Source organism: Arcobacter acticola (genome assembly GCF_013177675.1).
Lineage (GTDB): Bacteria > Campylobacterota > Campylobacteria > Campylobacterales > Arcobacteraceae > Aliarcobacter > Aliarcobacter acticola.
On the sequence record NZ_CP042652.1, the window covers coordinates 2,426,216 to 2,443,499 of the forward strand.

General features: G+C 27.4%; 18 protein-coding genes and 3 pseudogenes. 6 read left to right on the forward strand and 15 right to left on the reverse strand.

Annotation, left to right across the window (positions count from 1 at the left end; translation table 11 throughout):
- Positions 1-6 precede the first annotated feature (6 nt).
- A complete protein-coding gene (locus AACT_RS12425; RefSeq protein WP_172126026.1) occupies positions 7-405 on the reverse strand; it encodes a helix-turn-helix domain-containing protein in 399 nt (132 codons plus the stop codon).
- A 58-nt stretch (positions 406-463) separates the two neighbouring features.
- Between AACT_RS12425 and mscL the strand changes: the two genes are divergently transcribed.
- Positions 464-853, forward strand: a complete 390-nt coding sequence (gene mscL, locus AACT_RS12430; protein WP_172127316.1) for a large conductance mechanosensitive channel protein MscL — start codon at positions 464-466, stop codon at positions 851-853.
- Between the two features lie 35 nt (positions 854-888).
- Here mscL and AACT_RS12435 read toward each other — a convergent pair whose 3' ends face one another.
- The 7 genes from AACT_RS12435 to AACT_RS15650 are packed head-to-tail and all read right to left on the reverse strand — an operon-like array spanning position 889 to position 6,861.
- Positions 889-1,452 carry a flavin reductase family protein gene (locus AACT_RS12435; RefSeq protein ID WP_172127318.1) on the reverse strand — a complete coding sequence of 188 codons (564 nt, stop codon included), beginning with the start codon at positions 1,450-1,452 and terminating at the stop codon, positions 889-891.
- A gap of 12 nt (positions 1,453-1,464) precedes the next feature.
- Positions 1,465-1,689 (reverse strand): hypothetical protein, encoded by a 225-nt coding sequence (locus tag AACT_RS12440; RefSeq protein WP_172127320.1) that lies wholly within the window; start codon positions 1,687-1,689, stop codon positions 1,465-1,467.
- Positions 1,680-2,861, reverse strand: a complete 1,182-nt coding sequence (locus AACT_RS12445; RefSeq protein WP_228720488.1) for an MFS transporter — start codon at positions 2,859-2,861, stop codon at positions 1,680-1,682. Before AACT_RS12445 ends, AACT_RS12440 begins: the two co-directional genes overlap by 10 nt.
- On the reverse strand, positions 2,848-4,557 hold the full coding sequence (locus tag AACT_RS12450; protein WP_172127324.1) for a molybdopterin-dependent oxidoreductase: 1,710 nt from the start codon (positions 4,555-4,557) through the stop codon (positions 2,848-2,850). Before AACT_RS12450 ends, AACT_RS12445 begins: the two co-directional genes overlap by 14 nt.
- A complete protein-coding gene (locus AACT_RS12455; RefSeq protein WP_172127326.1) occupies positions 4,544-5,251 on the reverse strand; it encodes an efflux RND transporter periplasmic adaptor subunit in 708 nt (235 codons plus the stop codon). Before AACT_RS12455 ends, AACT_RS12450 begins: the two co-directional genes overlap by 14 nt.
- A 10-nt stretch (positions 5,252-5,261) precedes the next feature.
- A complete protein-coding gene (locus AACT_RS12460; RefSeq protein ID WP_172127350.1) occupies positions 5,262-6,725 on the reverse strand; it encodes a BatD family protein in 1,464 nt (487 codons plus the stop codon).
- Between the two features lies 1 nt (position 6,726).
- Entirely contained in the window at positions 6,727-6,861 is a 135-nt protein-coding gene (locus AACT_RS15650) for a hypothetical protein (RefSeq protein WP_272953556.1), read from the reverse strand.
- Between the two features lie 151 nt (positions 6,862-7,012).
- Here AACT_RS15650 and AACT_RS12465 point away from each other — a divergent pair, with 151 nt between their 5' ends.
- Entirely contained in the window at positions 7,013-8,317 is a 1,305-nt protein-coding gene (locus tag AACT_RS12465) for an IS1380 family transposase (RefSeq protein ID WP_172125880.1), read from the forward strand.
- A gap of 217 nt (positions 8,318-8,534) precedes the next feature.
- Here the strand turns inward: AACT_RS12465 and AACT_RS15555 are convergent.
- The 3 genes and pseudogenes from AACT_RS15555 to AACT_RS12475 form a co-directional block, all read right to left on the reverse strand.
- Positions 8,535-8,630 (reverse strand): annotated as a pseudogene (locus AACT_RS15555) (flagellar hook-basal body protein); the annotation flags it as partial.
- A gap of 3 nt (positions 8,631-8,633) precedes the next feature.
- Positions 8,634-9,707, reverse strand: coding sequence for a hypothetical protein (locus AACT_RS12470; RefSeq protein WP_172127357.1), 1,074 nt, complete (start codon positions 9,705-9,707; stop codon positions 8,634-8,636).
- A gap of 14 nt (positions 9,708-9,721) precedes the next feature.
- Positions 9,722-10,093: a response regulator gene (locus tag AACT_RS12475; protein WP_172127359.1), complete on the reverse strand. Its 372-nt coding sequence runs from the start codon at positions 10,091-10,093 to the stop codon at positions 9,722-9,724.
- Positions 10,094-10,253: 160 nt separating this feature from the next.
- Between AACT_RS12475 and flgG the strand changes: the two genes are divergently transcribed.
- From flgG to AACT_RS12490, 3 genes are read left to right on the forward strand one after another with little or no spacing between them, the layout of a single operon-like run.
- A complete protein-coding gene (flgG, locus tag AACT_RS12480) occupies positions 10,254-11,042 on the forward strand; it encodes a flagellar basal-body rod protein FlgG (protein ID WP_172127361.1) in 789 nt (262 codons plus the stop codon).
- A gap of 16 nt (positions 11,043-11,058) precedes the next feature.
- Positions 11,059-11,433 carry a hypothetical protein gene (locus tag AACT_RS12485; protein ID WP_172127363.1) on the forward strand — a complete coding sequence of 125 codons (375 nt, stop codon included), beginning with the start codon at positions 11,059-11,061 and terminating at the stop codon, positions 11,431-11,433.
- Positions 11,434-11,443: 10 nt separating this feature from the next.
- Positions 11,444-11,665 (forward strand): hypothetical protein, encoded by a 222-nt coding sequence (locus AACT_RS12490; protein WP_172127365.1) that lies wholly within the window; start codon positions 11,444-11,446, stop codon positions 11,663-11,665.
- Between the two features lie 55 nt (positions 11,666-11,720).
- Here the strand turns inward: AACT_RS12490 and AACT_RS12495 are convergent.
- The 4 genes and pseudogenes from AACT_RS12495 to AACT_RS12510 form a co-directional block, all read right to left on the reverse strand.
- Positions 11,721-12,386 (reverse strand): annotated as a pseudogene (locus AACT_RS12495) (IS1634 family transposase); the annotation flags it as partial.
- Between the two features lie 101 nt (positions 12,387-12,487).
- A complete protein-coding gene (istB, locus tag AACT_RS12500; RefSeq protein WP_172127369.1) occupies positions 12,488-13,234 on the reverse strand; it encodes an IS21-like element helper ATPase IstB in 747 nt (248 codons plus the stop codon).
- Between the two features lie 22 nt (positions 13,235-13,256).
- Positions 13,257-14,783: an IS21 family transposase gene (istA, locus tag AACT_RS12505; protein ID WP_228720489.1), complete on the reverse strand. Its 1,527-nt coding sequence runs from the start codon at positions 14,781-14,783 to the stop codon at positions 13,257-13,259.
- Positions 14,784-14,974: 191 nt separating this feature from the next.
- Positions 14,975-16,039, reverse strand: a pseudogene (locus AACT_RS12510) (IS1634 family transposase); the annotation flags it as partial.
- Positions 16,040-16,286: 247 nt separating this feature from the next.
- Between AACT_RS12510 and AACT_RS12515 the strand changes: the two are divergent.
- Positions 16,287-17,273 (forward strand): hypothetical protein, encoded by a 987-nt coding sequence (locus tag AACT_RS12515; protein ID WP_172127375.1) that lies wholly within the window; start codon positions 16,287-16,289, stop codon positions 17,271-17,273.
- The last annotated feature ends 11 nt before the right edge of the window (positions 17,274-17,284 follow it).

Sequence of the window (17,284 nt, forward strand, 5' to 3'; positions counted from 1 at the left end):
TTAAAACTATATTGTATATTTTTTTAAATATCTTTTTAAGATTTGAGGTGATACTTTTTTAACTCTTTTTGACTCTTTATTAAGAGCTATACAAGTCTCTTTGATACTATTTGTTTCAATAAGTTTTTTTACTTTATCAATATCATTTTCATTTAGTGCTGGTTTTCTACCACGACCAATTTCATCAGATAAATTTTCTATTTGTTCTTCTTTGAATCTATCAAACCATCTATAAACTGTTCTTGTTGACTTATTGAATATTTTGCATATCTCTTTTACTGTTATACCTTCATTACTTAAAAGTATAGATTTAGCTCTTTGTCTTAATTGCAATGAACTACCATTTTTTACTATTTTTTCTAATTCTTTTACTGTTTTATTATTTAAATTACTTATATATCTCATATAGTATTATAGCTAAAACTAGCTTATAAAACAAGACATTAATTTTGATTAATTACTTATGGCTGTGGGATTTATTTTTGGAGCTGCGTTCGCAACACTAATCAAATCACTTGTAGCAAATGTAATAATGCCTCCAATTGGTTTATTACTTGGAAGAGTTGATTTCTCACAATTATTCATCTCTTTAGATGGAAATGCATATGCTACTATTGCAGAACTTGATAAAGCAGGAGCTCCTGCTATTAAATATGGTTTATTTGTAAATGATACTATTTCATTTGTAATTTTAGGCTTTGTTATGTTTATGTTTATCAAATCATATAATAAACTTAAAAAAGAAGAAGTTGTTCCTGAAGCAGCACCTACAACTAAAGTATGTAGTGAATGTGCAATGGAAATTCCAATTGCTGCAAAAAAATGTGGACATTGTGGAAATACTGCGGTATAAAACAAAAAAATTAAAAGGCTAAATTAGCCTTTTAATTATAAATCAACTAAAGCTTTAAATGTAACTCCACATCTTCCTATATTTTCTATTTTAATATGATTTCTTTCATTAATTCTATCATCATCAATATATTGATATTTTAACTCTAAAACAACAGGTGTTGTATCTCCTGGGATTTCATATGTATCATAATATTCACAAAATAAAGCACTTTGAGAAGATGCTATCATAGGAGGGTAACCTTCCATTACATTTTTTACATCAATTTCAAATTTTTCGATTTCACTTACTTCTTTTCCAAGTGGAGTTGCACATTTTTGTACTTGATCAACATTCTCTTTATTTACAAAACAAATAGTTGCTTTTTTTGTTTTTAAAATATTTGCCAATGAATCCTTTGGACTACCATCTTCTTTTATTCCAATAGCAACAATTAATAGTGCAGGGTTAGAAGAAATAGGAATAAAATAAGAAAATGGTGCTGCGTTTAATACACCATCATCATCTGTTACAATCCAAGCAATTGGTCGTGGAATTACAGTTCCTGACATAATTTTATATCTATTTAAATCGTCAATATCTTTATAATCTAAAATCATTTATTTCCCTTTTTATAATTTAAATTCTTGATCAACATTCTTAGCTGTTACTTCACCTTTTAAAGTTAAGTATGAATCAGAAATAAACTCTTCACTTCTAAGTTTTTTCAGTAATCTTTTACCCTCTTTTAAAGAGAATAAATTTGTATTTTCTAGTTTTAAGACCACATCATTTAAAGTCTCATCAGACTCTTTTTTTAATATTGCAAGTAATAAAACTTTTTCAACTATATCCATTTTAATATCCTTGTGTAGTAAAAAGCAAAAGCTAAAAATCCTAGCCCTAAAAGAATGGTAATTATATCAACAGAAGTTAAACTTGCCATTAAGCCAATAAACAAAGTTGTAACAACACATGAGAGCATAAAGAACATATCGTTATAAGAAATTACTCTTCCTATATATCTTTCATCACAATTATCTTGTAATAAAGCATAAGTAAATGACCATAAAGTCGTTGTACTAAGACCTACAATAAATAATGCAATTAATGAAATATAAAAATTGCTTTGCATAAATCCCCATAAAATTATTGATAATCCTTGAAATATCAATAAATAGTGTAAGTTCTCTTTAGTAACATATTTTGATAAAAACACAGGTCCAAACATTAAAGCAACAGCTCTAACTGCATTTGATAAACCAATTGCAAGGGGAACAGAAATAATATACTTATACTCATTTTTTGCCAAAATAGTAATCAATGCATCAAAGGAAGTCAATCCAACACATGAATGTAAAAAAATTAAATGAAGCATGATTTTATTGTTTTTTATATAGATAAATCCATCTTTTATTAGTTTCATAAAATTATCAGTTGCAGTACTAGCTTTTACTACAAAATCAATTCTTATAAAAACAATTAATGCAATAGTAAAAATTATAGCATCAATCATAAAAGCTGTTTTTACACCATACCAATTAACTATAAAACCGCTTATTCCCATACCCGCTGCATAAGTAAATGACCATATAATAGAGTGGATTTCATTTGCCATTTGTAAAGGTTTACCCTTAAGAAGTTTAGATAAAAGAGACATCTCTGTTGAAAAGAACATAGAAGCAGCACTCATTCTAATAAAAATCAAAATCATTAAAAGCCAAATTTCACTTTTATCATCAATTGTTAAAAATAAAATAGTCATTATTAGTTCTATTAAAATCAATAAAGTCATTAAAGGTTTGATTTTTACCCTATCTATTATTGCACCTGAAAAAGGAGCAATTAAAATAGCTGGTAAGAAATGCATTGCAGTTACTATTGAAATTGCCATTTCACTTGAACCAAAGTTAACAAGCATTGTGTAGATTGCAACATTAGAAAACCACGCACCAAAATATGCGATAAACTGAACTAAAGATAAATCCCTAATAATCTTATGTTCAGCAAAAAGTTTACGATAGTTCAATTTCCACCAATACTTCTTGATACATCGCAGAATTTGAGCTTTCATCTTCATCAAAAGGAGTTAAATAGTTTGCATTTTTGTTTCCTGCAAATAAAAATACACAATCACTTTTAATATCGTCATTTATTTTTACAATAAATTTTGCACTTCCATATTTTGATGAGATAGTAACATTATCATTATCTTTAAAATTTGTTGATGAATGTAAATAAACAAAATCATCTTTTGCAAATTGAGAATTTAAAGAATTTTTACTTTTTGCTGTTATAAAATAAAAATTATCTGATGTTTTATCTTTATATAAAGGCTCAATTTCTACTTCTTCAATAAATTCAAAAGTATCAAAATCTTTTAAATCAGGTTTATGATTTGCATAATATGAAATAACTTCATCTTCATCTTTTAATTTATCAAAATTAAACTTCTCTAAAAGATAGTTTGCCAATTCATATTCACTAATACTGTTTTCATTTTTAGGAACTACTACTTCTGAAATTGCTTTAAATTCATGACCATAAGATAATCTTACATCTTTTTTTGATAAAAAAGAACTTGAAGGAATTATTAAATCTGCATATTCACAAGTATCATTTAAAGTTGTACCAAAATAAACCACAAAAGATTTTTTCAATCCTTCTTTTACTTTAGCACTATTTGGAGCAGAAACAGCTGGATTTCCACCTTGAATAAAAACTAAGTCAAATGAAGCAAAATCAGTTTTAGCAACAGAAACTTTTTTATTACTTCCTTTTATTTCAAACTGCTTTTTATAACCATATGCAGAATCACTTAAATACCAAACTCCACCTGCATCTTGTTTATGATATCCCATATAAGCAGCAAAAGAATCAATACATCTCATTATTTGAGCGCCTTCAAAATACTTTTGAACCCCAAGACCTAACATGATAGCAACTTTTTTACCTTCAATTAAATCAAAGAAATCATTAACTTGAGAAAGAGGAACTCCTGTTGTTGCTTCATAAGAAACAACTGGTCTATTTCTTGATATATCAAAAAACCAATCAGCACCTGTGCCAAATTCTTCTATAAAATCTCTATCTTCCAAATCTTGCATATGTGCAAATCTTGTAAATAATAAAGCCAATTCATAATCTGTTTTTGGATTATTTTGCATATGTATTTTTGATTTTTTTGCTATATCTGTGCAAATTGGATCTATTGTTACAAATGTTTTATCTTTAACTAAATTGTACATATGAGAAGAAGTTACTGAGAAATTTCTTCCCCAAACGATAATAATATCTGCATCTATAAGCTTTTGGATTGGTGGATTTATAACATTTTGTCTTCCAGCTTTAATTCCAGCTCCTCCACCTCCATCACACAAACTTCCTTTTGTTAAGGTTGAACCATATTGTGTAAAAAATTTTTTTGTAGAGCTTTGCATAAGGCCTAAGTTTCCGCTTCCTGTGTAAAAAAGAGTTTTTGCAGGTGTAGTTGATTTAAGTTTATCAAGTAAAATATTTAAAGATTCATCTAAAGAAATAGTTTTACCTTGAAATAATGAATTTTGAAGATTTTCTTCTTTTAATAAGTTTGCAAAATTAACACAAAGTTTGCCATTTGTAACAAAATTTTCTTTTGAGCCTTTTATATTCCCGTCATACATTTGACCTTGACAGGCATCATAGCAGTCCATAGGACATGCTACTTTGTTTTTATTTGAACTCAATTTTTACCAACCTTGAAAATGTTTTTACATTATTTACAATTAATTCAACTTTATATGAAGAAATATTCACAGAATCAGCTACATCATATATTTTTGAAATTTTAGTATCACTTTTTATACCATCTAAAAAAATCTCTTTATTTTTTATCTCATCTATTTGTGCAATTGGAACAAATATTTCTAATTTACCTTTTGATAAATCTTTTGATTCATAAAGTAAAGTTCCAGCATTTACATAGTCACCTTCTTTTACTGCAATATTAAAAATATAGTTAGATTTTTCAACTAATTTCTTATTTGAAATTGTATCCTTTAAAGTTTCTATTTTTATTATCATATCTGATCTTGAAGATTCTAAATTAATCACTTTTAATTTTTGAGTGTCTTTTTCAAATGCTGATTTTGATGAAACTTGATTTAATCTATTGTAATTGTTGTTTTCTATTTTTATCATTTCATCAATATATTTCAGTTTATTTCTTGATTGCTCTAAATCAACTTTATTAACTTCTGAATCAATTTCTATTATTGTTGAATTATTAGCCTTTGAGCCTTCAATTTGTGAATTTGAGTATATAACTTTACCTGAAACTGCCGCTTTAACTTGAAAGCTATCTATTGGTTCTAATTTTGCATAATATTCGCTTGCAAAGATTGAAGTAATTGTAAATAAAAACATCCATATGATTTTCATTAATTTATCCTTATAATTTTAATTCTTTTAAAGTTTTAATAATCTCTTTTTTCAAAGAGTCAATATCTTTTGTTTTTTCTAATTCAAAAATATATGCATCTAATTTTACATCTATTTTTAAATAAACAGCCAATATTTTTAGTAATTCATCTTTTGTTTTTGACTCTTTAACTTTTTTTACTAATGGTTTATCTTCTTGTTTTTTTCTTTTTGAAGTTATAACATAAAAATATAAACTTATTATTAATATAGAAAAAGCTATTCCTAAAAAGAAGAAAATAATTCTATCTAAAGTTGAAGTTTGTTCAACAACTTTTATAATCTCTTTTGGCTTTTCTTCTGGCAATATTTTTTCTGTTGCTTTTTCTAAAAGAACTTCTTTTTTAATTTCTTCATCTAAAACTTCAATATTAAAACTATTTGTTTGTTTACTTATTACTTTTGATAAGTTTTTATCAAAATAATCTAGTTTAATACTTGGAATTGTAAAAGACCTATTCGCAATAATTGAATATACTTTTTCCCATTCACCTTTATATTCATTATTTAAAATTTGAGTTTTAACAAGTGGTTTATTTTCATAAATTGTTACATCATCAATAGGAATTTTAATATCAGGAATATCATCAATATTTCCAGATCCTATTATATTTAATTTAAAAGAAACCGCTTCACCTTTTTTTACTATTTGTTTATCAACAGAAGCACTTATTTCAAAATTTCCAATTAAATTAGTATTTGCCGGTAAATTTTTAATATTAAAATTTAATTCATTTGAATATATTTTTTTATTTCTTGTAGAAGAGAAAACTGAATAAGAACTATTATCCATTACTTGGGCATTGATGCCAAGAGCTTCTATTTTTTGACTACCCTCTTTTAATGCAAACATCAAAAACTTTATTTCAAAAACAGTAAAATCACCCTCTTCATATTTTTTAGTATTATCAATCTGCTTGTACCAAAAATTTTCGAAACTTGGTTTATCAAAAGATAAATCAAGAATATCAAGATCTTTTTTATATTTAAAAACCATTGTTAAAATAAAATTCTCACCAATATATAAATCATTATTATTAGTTTTTATACTAAAATCAAAAAGAGAAGATTGTGTTTTTGAAGCTTTTTGTATACTAATTTTTTCTTCATTTGTTTTATAGTTTTTTCCATCTATATCTACTTCAAAAGAAGGTAAAATGAAATCCTTTATTGGATAAAAAGAATAAGTTTTTTTTATTTTTTTTGTTACTTTTCCATTAATGATATTGGTTGATGTTATGCTTGAAATTTCTTGCACTGCTTTACCATCAATTAAAGGTATACTTGGAAAAGTTATATTGTTTCCATATGCTTCTAAAACAAAAATAAAAGCTTCATTCTTAACTATATTATTTGAAGGAAGATATAATTTTACATTTCCATAAAGTGTATTTACAAAGAAAAGAAATAATCCAATAAATTTAAATATCTTCATCTTAGAACTCTAATGTTCCTTCAATAGCAAAGTTTGCTTTTGAATCAAGTTCAGCATGTGATAAAACAGAAACTTGTAAACCAAATTTTTCATAAATTTCAGAAATTCTTTTTCTAAGTATTGGATCAACAACCATAGTAATTTTTGAGAAACCTTTTACCCTAATAATTCCATACTAAATTAGACAACAAGCCGACTTGCTCTATAATTAGGTACTTTAAAGCGAAAAAGTTACACCTAAAACTTTCACCTACTGGGTGTAACTTTTTCTAACTCAGGATTAGATTATGGCACAGACTATCTTAAATTTCAAACTACAATCCACAAACGAAAAATTAACTCCTAGAACAGGTGTAGCAATATTTGGGGAGTATCTCAAAGGTATAAACCTTGAGAGTCTTTGCAATACAAACCTTCCTTTAGCTAAACATCCAAACGGATATACTCCGTTTGAATTTATTTATCCATTGATTCTAATGCTTCACAGTGGGGGTAGAGTTCTTGATGATATTAAAGAGATACGATTAGATACAGCACTCTCAACACTTCTAAAAATGGATAATATTCCAACAGCATCAGCGTTCACAAAATATCTTCATAAGCATAAGACTATCGGGGAAGATGGAATAAGAAAGATCAACAAACAGTTCTTAAAAAGATTTCTAAAAAGTATCAAAAGTGAAGAGCTTATCTTAGACATAGATGCTACATTTATTGAAGCACATAAAAATACTGCAAAGTGGTCTTATAAAAATGCACCTGGTTATATGCCTATGGTTGGACATATTAATGGCGGATATGTAATTGATGTTGATTTCAAAGAGGGTAATGAGGCACCTGCAAGCAAAAACTTAGAGTTTATCAAGCAGTGCCAAGGACAACTTCCAATCGGAGTAAAGTTTGATAGGTTTCGTGCTGATAGTGCTTCGTATCAAGCTGCTATTTTTAACCACTGCGATAAAGAAAATATTCTTTTTACTGTAACAGCTAAAAAGAACAAGAATGTATTTGATTCAATCAAAGATATTAAAGATGATACATGGCAATTTTTTTCCAAAAGAGAGAAAGTTTCAGAGTTTACACATACAATGCAAGATACAGATAATGCTTTTCGGATGATAGTAATTAAAAAAGATATAACACCGATTCTTCCGACAATGGAGGAGTATATATCGGATGAAGTGATGATGCAATATCAAGATGAGATTTATTACTGTATTGCTACAAATGATAATGATTTAAGCTCTGAAGAGATTATTAAACTTCATCGTCAACGTGGTGAAACAAGTGAGAACAAGATTAAAGAGTTAAAGAATGGCTTTAATATGAGTTATCTTCCAACATCCAACACACAAGCAAATGCCTTTTACTTTGCCATTGGTACTTTAGCATATAATCTGTTTTTACTATTCAAACAGATTTTAGACTCTAATATGCAAAAACATACAGTAAAAACAATCAGATACAAGCTTTATAATATCGCAGGTAAAGTAGTTTCACATGCCAGAGAGATAACTCTAAAAGTTAATGAACAGTTTAAAGAATTGTTACAAAACATCAGATACAGAGCTTATGAAGAGAGCTTACAATGACAGCTAAAAACTTAAAAATCCTATTTTTCAATAAAATAACAACAGGATACTATCGCCTGAAAAACTGTAAATCTCGCAAAAAGTACCAATATCTCATTAAAATTGGAGTCAAAAAATGTGAAGTATAATTTTATAGCCTAATTTAGTATTTTTATTCTGAAAAAATTGATATTTTTTTACAAGTAAAGAGCAGAAATTGTACTATGGATTTATTTGGGTTTGTATTTACATTTGCTAAATTATTACTAACTTGATCTAAACGATTAATTTGATTAATCATCGATGCAGCAAGAGGATAAGTACCTTGGTTCATTAACTATTCCTTATGATCTGAAAATTCAGTAATTAATTTCTCTAAATCATCTCCAGCTAAATCAGTTGAATGATCACCATGAATATGTTTTGCAACAGCAACATTACTAGCTGTTCCATCATCTTCAAATAAATTATTTAAATACATAGACAATTTTCTAATAACAGACATTACACGTTCTATTTTTTGTCTATTAATATCATTGAATTGCATTAATTCCATAGCTTGAAAAATTTGAGCGTCTTCAGTACTAGATTGTAGTTTTAAATTATTTAAAGTTGTTGAAACAGTCTTAATATTATTTAAGTGTTCTTCAAAAACCTCAATATTAGGAAATTTATTATTCAATGATTCCAATAAACTAGTTTGTGAAGCAATAAATGATTCCATTGATTTAATAGAGTTTCTAAGCTCATTATTATTGTCTAAAGTTAAACTTAACACATCAAATATTTGAGAAACTTTTTCTTCAGAATCATTAGCAACTTGATTTAATTGACTAACTACTTTGGTATCTTTTTCAACGGGAAGAGGGAATACTCCTTCTTCAATTCTTGAAGAAGTCCAATCTTTTGCTACATCTTCATCACTTCTAGTTTCTTTTTTTTCACTTATGTCTTTTTCTTTTAAAGAGTTTTCTTTAACCTCAATTTTTGGGGCCTCTTCAACAGTAAGATTTTCTAAATCAACTTGTTCTTCTGGTTTAACTTCATCTTCAAGTTTATCCAAAGAATCTAAATCTAAGTCTTCTAAAGAATCTTCTTCATCTTCTTCTTCAAATTTAGAAGAAGAGTTAGTTTCAATATCATGTAGTAATTGTTCAATTTCATCTGTTTTTACACGAGATTCTTCTTTTTTACTAATTATGTCTTTTGAATCATCGATAGTAACCCTACTATCTTCTTCACTTTTTGACTTAGAATCTACTTTTTTATAATCTTCAGTTTGTGCTAATAACTCTTCAATTTCTTGTGTGTTTACTTTTGTTTTTTCAGACGATTCCTCAGAATCTGTTGCATCATCGTCAATATCTAAACCACTCATTAAAGCTTCAATTTCTTCCTGACTCATACTCATGATAAGGCCTTATATTATTTTTTTAATACACCATCAAGTTTTTCTTTTAAAACCTCTGCATTGAAGGGTTTAACTATATAGTTGTTCACTCCTGCTTTTAATGCTATTATAACCTCACCTTTGCCACCTTCAGTTGTAATCATAATGATTGGTGTTTTTTGGTGTGTCCCTTCTGATCTAACTTTTTTAACAAGCTCTAAACCATTCATATTTGGCATATTCCAGTCTGTTAATATTACATCATAATGACTTTCACTAAGTAACTTCCATGCTTTTACACCATCTTCAGCTTCGTCAAAATTATCTTTAGCAAATCCTAATTGCATAACTACATTTCCAATGATTCTTCTCATTGTAGAGCTATCATCAACTATCAGAATTTTCATTAACTATCCCCTGTATACATAAATATTTTCAATAATTAAGCATTATATACGATTTGTTTTAAATTTATACTTAATCATCAAAAAATAACTTAGTTAATTTATCTAACTTTAATTGTACTTAAAATATAATTGTTTTATACGCAATTCAAAAGGATAGCCCATGATGAGAGGACTTTACACAGCAGCAAGTGGAATGAATGCAATGCAGCACCAACTTGATGTTACTTCAAATAATATTGCTAACGTTAACACTGCAGGATTTAAGCAAGATCGAGCAGAATTTCAAGATTTAATGTATGAAACATTAAATTACACAGCGGGTCAAACATCACAAACGACAATGAATCCTACAGGTATTGATGTTGGATTAGGAGTTCGAATTTCTGGTATACAAAAGAATTTTTCACAAGGTTCTTTAAATACAACATCAAACACTTTTGACTTAGCAATATCTGGTAAAGGTTTTTTTCAAATTACTCTTCCAAATGGAGAAACAGCTTACTCTAGAAATGGTGAATTTAAATTAAACTCAGATGGTGCTATTGTTAATGGGAATGGTTATTTACTAAGTCCTGAAATAGTTATACCCGATAATGTTGAAGATGTTTCTGTAGCCTTGGATGGAACAGTAACTGCAACAGATTCAACAACTGGAGAAAGCCAAGAATTAGGAAATATCACTTTGGTAGATTTTATTAATTCAGCAGGCTTAATTCCACTTGGAAATTCATTATTTATGCAAAGTGATGCTTCAGGAGATGCAATAGAAGGAACTCCAGATGAAGAACAATTTGGTTCAATTCAGCAAGGAATGGTTGAGTTATCAAATGTAACATTAGTTACTGAGATGGTTGACTTAATTACTGCGCAAAGAGCCTATGAAGCTAATTCTAAATCTATTACAACAGCAGATAGTATGCTAAGTGTAGTAAATAGCTTAAAGACTTAATAAATAATTTAAGCCAATGAATTTAGATGAATTAAAAAAAAGAAGAGAACAGAATTTTTTAGCTCATAAAAAAAAGAAAAAAGAGTACTATTTAAAAAAGAAAAAGATAGTAAAAAAAGAGATAGATTATCAAGAAGAGTTAAAAGATGATAATTTTTCCCTTAAAATTAAAGAAATAATAAAAGCTCAAAAGAATTATGTTGATGTTAGAAAAGATTTAATCATAAAAAAAATAAAAGAGTATAAAGATACTAAAAAAGATTACTATGAGCAAAATAAAGAAAAAAGACTCGAGTATGATAAAGAGTATAGAGAAAGAAAAAAAGAAGAACTAAAGAAATACAGAAAAGAGTATTATAAAAGATTAAAAGAAAAACAAAATAAACTTTAAAAGAGTATCAATGGCAGAAGAAAGTAACGCAATAGAAGAATTAAAAATAAAAGATGACTTATCAGATGCTAATACATTAACTATTGAAAACGAAGAACCTAATCAAACAAATAATAAAAATGAAGATGATAAGTATAAAGATATTCTTGAAGTAAAAGAAGATTTGACAAAATCAAAGAAAAAATCACTTCTCCCGACTTCCGCATATTTTTCAAACAAACACCTTAACTAAGGGATTCCCAATTTTCAAGGGGCACTACTTTTTATAGATTTTAGTATATTTACTGTTAGAATTTTCCTAGAATATAGGGTGTTGTATGTTTCTTTAATCCCATAATTCTGTAGAGTTTATTTATATCTACATTTGTTTTTGATGGTATTGCGTATTTAATTTTTCTTGTTTTATCTACTAATGTTGAGTGTTGTACAGATAGTAGTAATTCTTTTATCTTTTTAGGAGAAAGTTTTTTATATTGTACTTTTACTCTATATTCTAAGTGTCGTACTAAAAAAAGTGCAGCAAAGCTTATAGCTAAATGAGCTTTAACACGACTAGGTTTCCAATGGTATACTGGTCTTATTTTTAAATCAGATTTTGTGATTCTAAAAGACTCTTCAACTTGCCATAGATTTGAATATTGAGTAAGTATCTCATCATTAGTTAATTTGGAGTCTTTGTTGACTATTAAACCTTTTAATCCATCCCAAAGGGCATCTTGAACAATCTTCTCTTCATTGAGTGTTATTGTAAAATCACAAGATGTTGCTTCATCTTTTGTCTCTTCTAGTTGGAGATATTTTTTGAATCCTTGTGTTGATAGGTGTGTTTTAACTGATCTATTTTTTTGAAGTTTCTCTCTTAGTTTTATAATCCCCTTTTCCCTATCAGTTTTATCTTTTCGTGCTCTTTTTAGGGAATGTGTTACTATTAATTTTCTACCATTATCCAAAGTGCTCCAGCCGATTCATTCGGACACCCAGCCAGAAGTATTCGGACAGTTTAAAAGTAGAAATTTTCTAAGTGTAAAATTATATCATAAGTGTCCGAATGTTTTTAAATTTTATTGATTTTTGATCTTAATTTTCTCATTGATTCTCCTTCTAATTCTATCCTATGTGATGAGTGAATTATCCTATCTAAAATGGCATCTGCAACTGTGTCATTATTTAAATAATCATACCAACTTGAAACAGGTAGTTGTGAAGTTATTATTGTGGAATTTATCTCTGTTCTATCTTCTATTATCTCAAATAAATTTGTTGCATCATCTGTTGAAATTGTTGAAGTTCCAAAGTCATCTAAAATGAGTAATTGAAATCTTGAGTACTTTTTTAATAAATTTGTATATGTTCCTGTTGCTCTTGAAATCTTTATCTCTTCAAGAAGAGTAGGAACTCTTATATAATAAACTCTAAATCCATCAATTACTGCTCTATTTCCCAAAGCTTGGGAAATGTATGATTTTCCGGTACCTGTACAACCTGAAATTATTACATTATGATGATTCCTAATAAAGTTCATATTTGATAAATCTTTAATAATTGATTTATCAATTTTTCTTTTTGAAGAATAATCTATATCTTCTAAAGATGCTTGTTTATCTTTTATTTTTGACAATCTTAAATTCACTGATATTCTTTTATTTTGAAGAAATATCTCTTGAGCTTCTAGTAAATTATATACTCTTTCATCAAAGCTTAATTTACTATAATTTGTATCTTCTATTTGTCTTAAGTATGCTGATTTAAATCCATCATATTTTAAATCATTTAATTTATTTATTATTGTAGTTTGATTCATTTTTTAGCCTTTATTCTTAATTTTATTTATAATAATCAGAACCACGAATATTTTCATGATTATTAAACACATTTGATTTTACAACATTATTTGCAGCCACTAAATATAATTTTTTTGATAAAATAGATTCAATCGACTTAACACTTTTTGCATCAATTTTAAGAGCATATGCTAGTGCTAAATTTAACTCTATTTTTCCATAAAGTTTTGCTAATGATAAAATTGCTATTAATGTGCGATACGCTTTTACTGGATATTGTGCTTCATCTAATCTTTTTTCTACAAACTCTTTTGCTTCAACACCTATATTCCTTCCCCAAGATATAAGTCTTTGTGGATTCATCTTCTCATTTTGATATTGATGATTTAATGGCATATGTTCTTTTATAGTAGACGAATCATTTATTTTATATAATCTTGGATGAGTAGCTATTAATTTTGATTTATAATAAATTTCAACTAATGTTGTAGAGTATTTAATTTCTACTTTTTCTTTTAAATATTTAAAAGGAACTGAGTAAAAAGATCTATTTAATTCAACATGGTAATCTATATTAACACTTGCAATTTTTAGCTCTTTATAAATAAATCTATTTGCAGGAAGAACTTCTAAAAACTTCTTTTCATTTTCTTCAAATAAATAAGTTCTACTTTTACCAATCCTTTTTATAATTTTATTATTATAAATATCAAGTAATGGAGATATAGCTTCATTTATCTCATCAACATTAAAGAATGTCTTATTCCTAAATACAGCTAATATCCATCTTTGGATACCTTGTACACCTTGTTCTGCTTTTGCTTTATCTTGGGGTTTTCTTACCCTTGCTGGTTCTATTGCAAAGTTATAATGACGTGAAAGTTCTGCATAATTATCATTAAACACAATTCCTTTTTTATTATTTGAAATTATTGCACTTTTAAGATTATCTGGAACCAGTATTTTAGGAACCCCTTCATAAAATTCAAATGCTTTTACATGGGATTTTATAAAGTCTTCAACTTTTTGAGAAGCTGTTGCATGAACATAGGTATATCCACTTAATCCTAATACACTTACAAATATCTGTGCTTTTATAAATTCTCCTGTTGATAAATCTACAATAGGTACTGTTAAGCCACTATAATCTACAAACATTTTTTCACCTGGAATATATGTTTGTCTCATACTTGGGTTTAATCTCTTTTTATATTTGTAGTAGTATTCTTTAAATTGGCTACACCCATAACCATCAGGATATTGCTCTTTATATTCTTGCCATAGTAATTCAAAGGTAACACCTTTTTTAGCTATTTCTTTATGAATATATTCTACATTTGGGATAGGTCTTGTTTTATAGGTTTTTGGCAAAGATTTTTCAGGGAACAATAATTGATAAATTTCATCTTCATCTAATGTAAGAAATTCATCTATTTTATAGTTTGTAATTTCAAATCTTTTACAATAATCAGCAGCGGTTGAACTTGGGGTATTTAAAGCTCTGCTTATTTGACGATAGGATATATTGGTAATGAATCTTAACCTCAATACATCTTTAATTTTTTTCATAGAAAGTCTCCTCATTTTTTACCCCTTGTTTTTAACAAAGTGTAATTAAATTTTAGAAAAACTTCTACTTTAATTTTCCAGCCGGAAATTAATTAAATTGTCCGAATGTAAATCGGCAAAGTGTACGAATCAACTTCGGCTGAGTGTCCGGATGTTAATCGGCTGGCTGTCCGAATGTGGTCGGCGTATGCATCCAAAGTGATATTTTTTACTTTTATATCTTCATTTAATTGGAGATAATCATTCATATTAAGTATCTGCTCTTTAATACTTTTGGAGATATTTTTTATTCTTGCTCCAACGATATAATTAAACTTATGTTCCTCTAGTTGATCTAGCTCTTGTAGGTTATTTTTATTAAACATACCACTATCTGCTACATATACAACATTATCTATATTGTATTTCTCTCTTAGTATCTTTAAACTTGGAATTAAAGTATGTCCATCAAAGGTATCACCACTAAATGCTTCATATCCTATTGGTAATCCCTCTTTAGTTACCATAAGTGCTAATACTACTTGAGGCTGATTAAATTTTAAATCTTTACTATAACCGTTCTTCTTTAAAGCATCTTCACCTGTATCTTCTGTAAAAGATTCAAAGTAGATAGTTGTTGCATCAAAGTATATTACATCTATCTTATCCCCAAACAGTTCTTTAGTTTTATTATAAGAAAGGGTATTAAGTTTAGCAATAGCTATATCATCAAGTTTATCCATCATACGATATACTTTATCTAAATCGATCTCTACACCATACTTCTCTTCTAAATCAGCAACACTTCCCCTTTTACTATCAGGATTTGCTATTCTAGAGATCACCATCTCTTTGAATATTTTAGCAACAGATACATTTCTAGCAGGATTAGCTATGATTGAACCAACTTTTAATTCATCATATAACTTTCCATATATATCATGAATACCAGTTATTGTTCTACTCTCCTCTTCTAAGTTTCTTATATCAACATTATAATCTTCATCACTATAGATACTTTGATCATATTTACCTTCTAAAGTTAAATCTTCTATCAACTCTTCTGCTTGAAACAATGATTCTTTATCAACATTTTCCAAAGTTATTTGGATAGATTTAGCTAATAATCTTAATTCATCTAGCTGCTCATCATTATAAGCAACACCAATATGCTTTACAATAGTTTGCACTACCTTACCATTTACCCTTGATGATTCTACTAACTGTACTGATTTATTATATTTATCTTTTGATTTACTTTTTATTCTTACAAACATAACAGAATTTTACCATAATCTATAATAAATGTCAATATATAAATATAGTGGGGCACTACAAGGATCATAAAATATTTATAGTGCTAAAACAAGGGATTCTTTAGAGTTTATTGTGCGTATTTGTAGTGCTTTTACGGAAGTCAGGATAAAGAGTATAGAGAAAGAAAAAAAGAAGAACTAAAGAAATACAGAAAAGAGTATTATAAAAGATTAAAAGAAAAACAAAATAAACTTTAAAAGAGTATCAATGGCAGAAGAAAGTAACGCAATAGAAGAATTAAAAATAAAAGATGACTTATCAGATGCTAATACATTAACTATTGAAAACGAAGAACCTAATCAAACAAATAATAAAAATGAAGATGATAAGTATAAAGATATTCTTGAAGTAAAAGAAGATTTGACAAAATCAAAGAAAAAATCACTTCTTAGTAAAATATTAATTGGATTGATTGCTTTCTTGTTATTACTCTTAAGTACAGGAATAATCCTATATTTTTTAGGCTTTTTTTCACCTCAAGAAGAGATTCAAAATGCAGCACAAAACAATGTACTACCTGTTGAAATAAAAGAAGAAGCTTACAAATTTGATATAAAAGATATTAATTCTAAAAAATTAAATGAGCAATTGTCATTTTTAACTAATAAAAATATTAGTAAAGATAGAAATGAAGAATTAGAAAAGCTAGAAAATGAAAAAAGAATAATAGAAGAACAAAAAGCAAAAGAAGCAGAAGCTTTCAAAGCACAAGAAGAAGCATTATTAAAAGAAAAAACTGCAATTGAAGAAAAGAAAATACAATTAGAAAATGAAAAAGCTGAACTTGAAGCTATGAGACAAGAAGCCTTAATGTTAAAAGAACAATTAGAAATGAATAAGACTAAGTTAGAAAATACTCAAATAGAAAAAGTTGACATTGAGATAAGCCCTAAAGAAGAAAAAGTAAGTGATCTTCCAGTAGAAGCTAGTACAAATAAAAAATTCTTAAAATTCATTAATGTTGCAAAAATAAAAGGTAGTTTGTACAAAAAATATTTAGACAAAGTATCAGCAGTTAATCCCAATGTAATATTATGTAGAGATGACAAAAATAGAATAGAAATATATTTTGGTCCATTTAATGATGAAGAAACAAGAGCTAAGTTATTGGATAAATTAATTAAAAATAAATTTGAAGAAGCATATGAAGTTGAATTTACACAAGATGAATTTGATAAGAGATGTAATTATTAATATTTATCAAT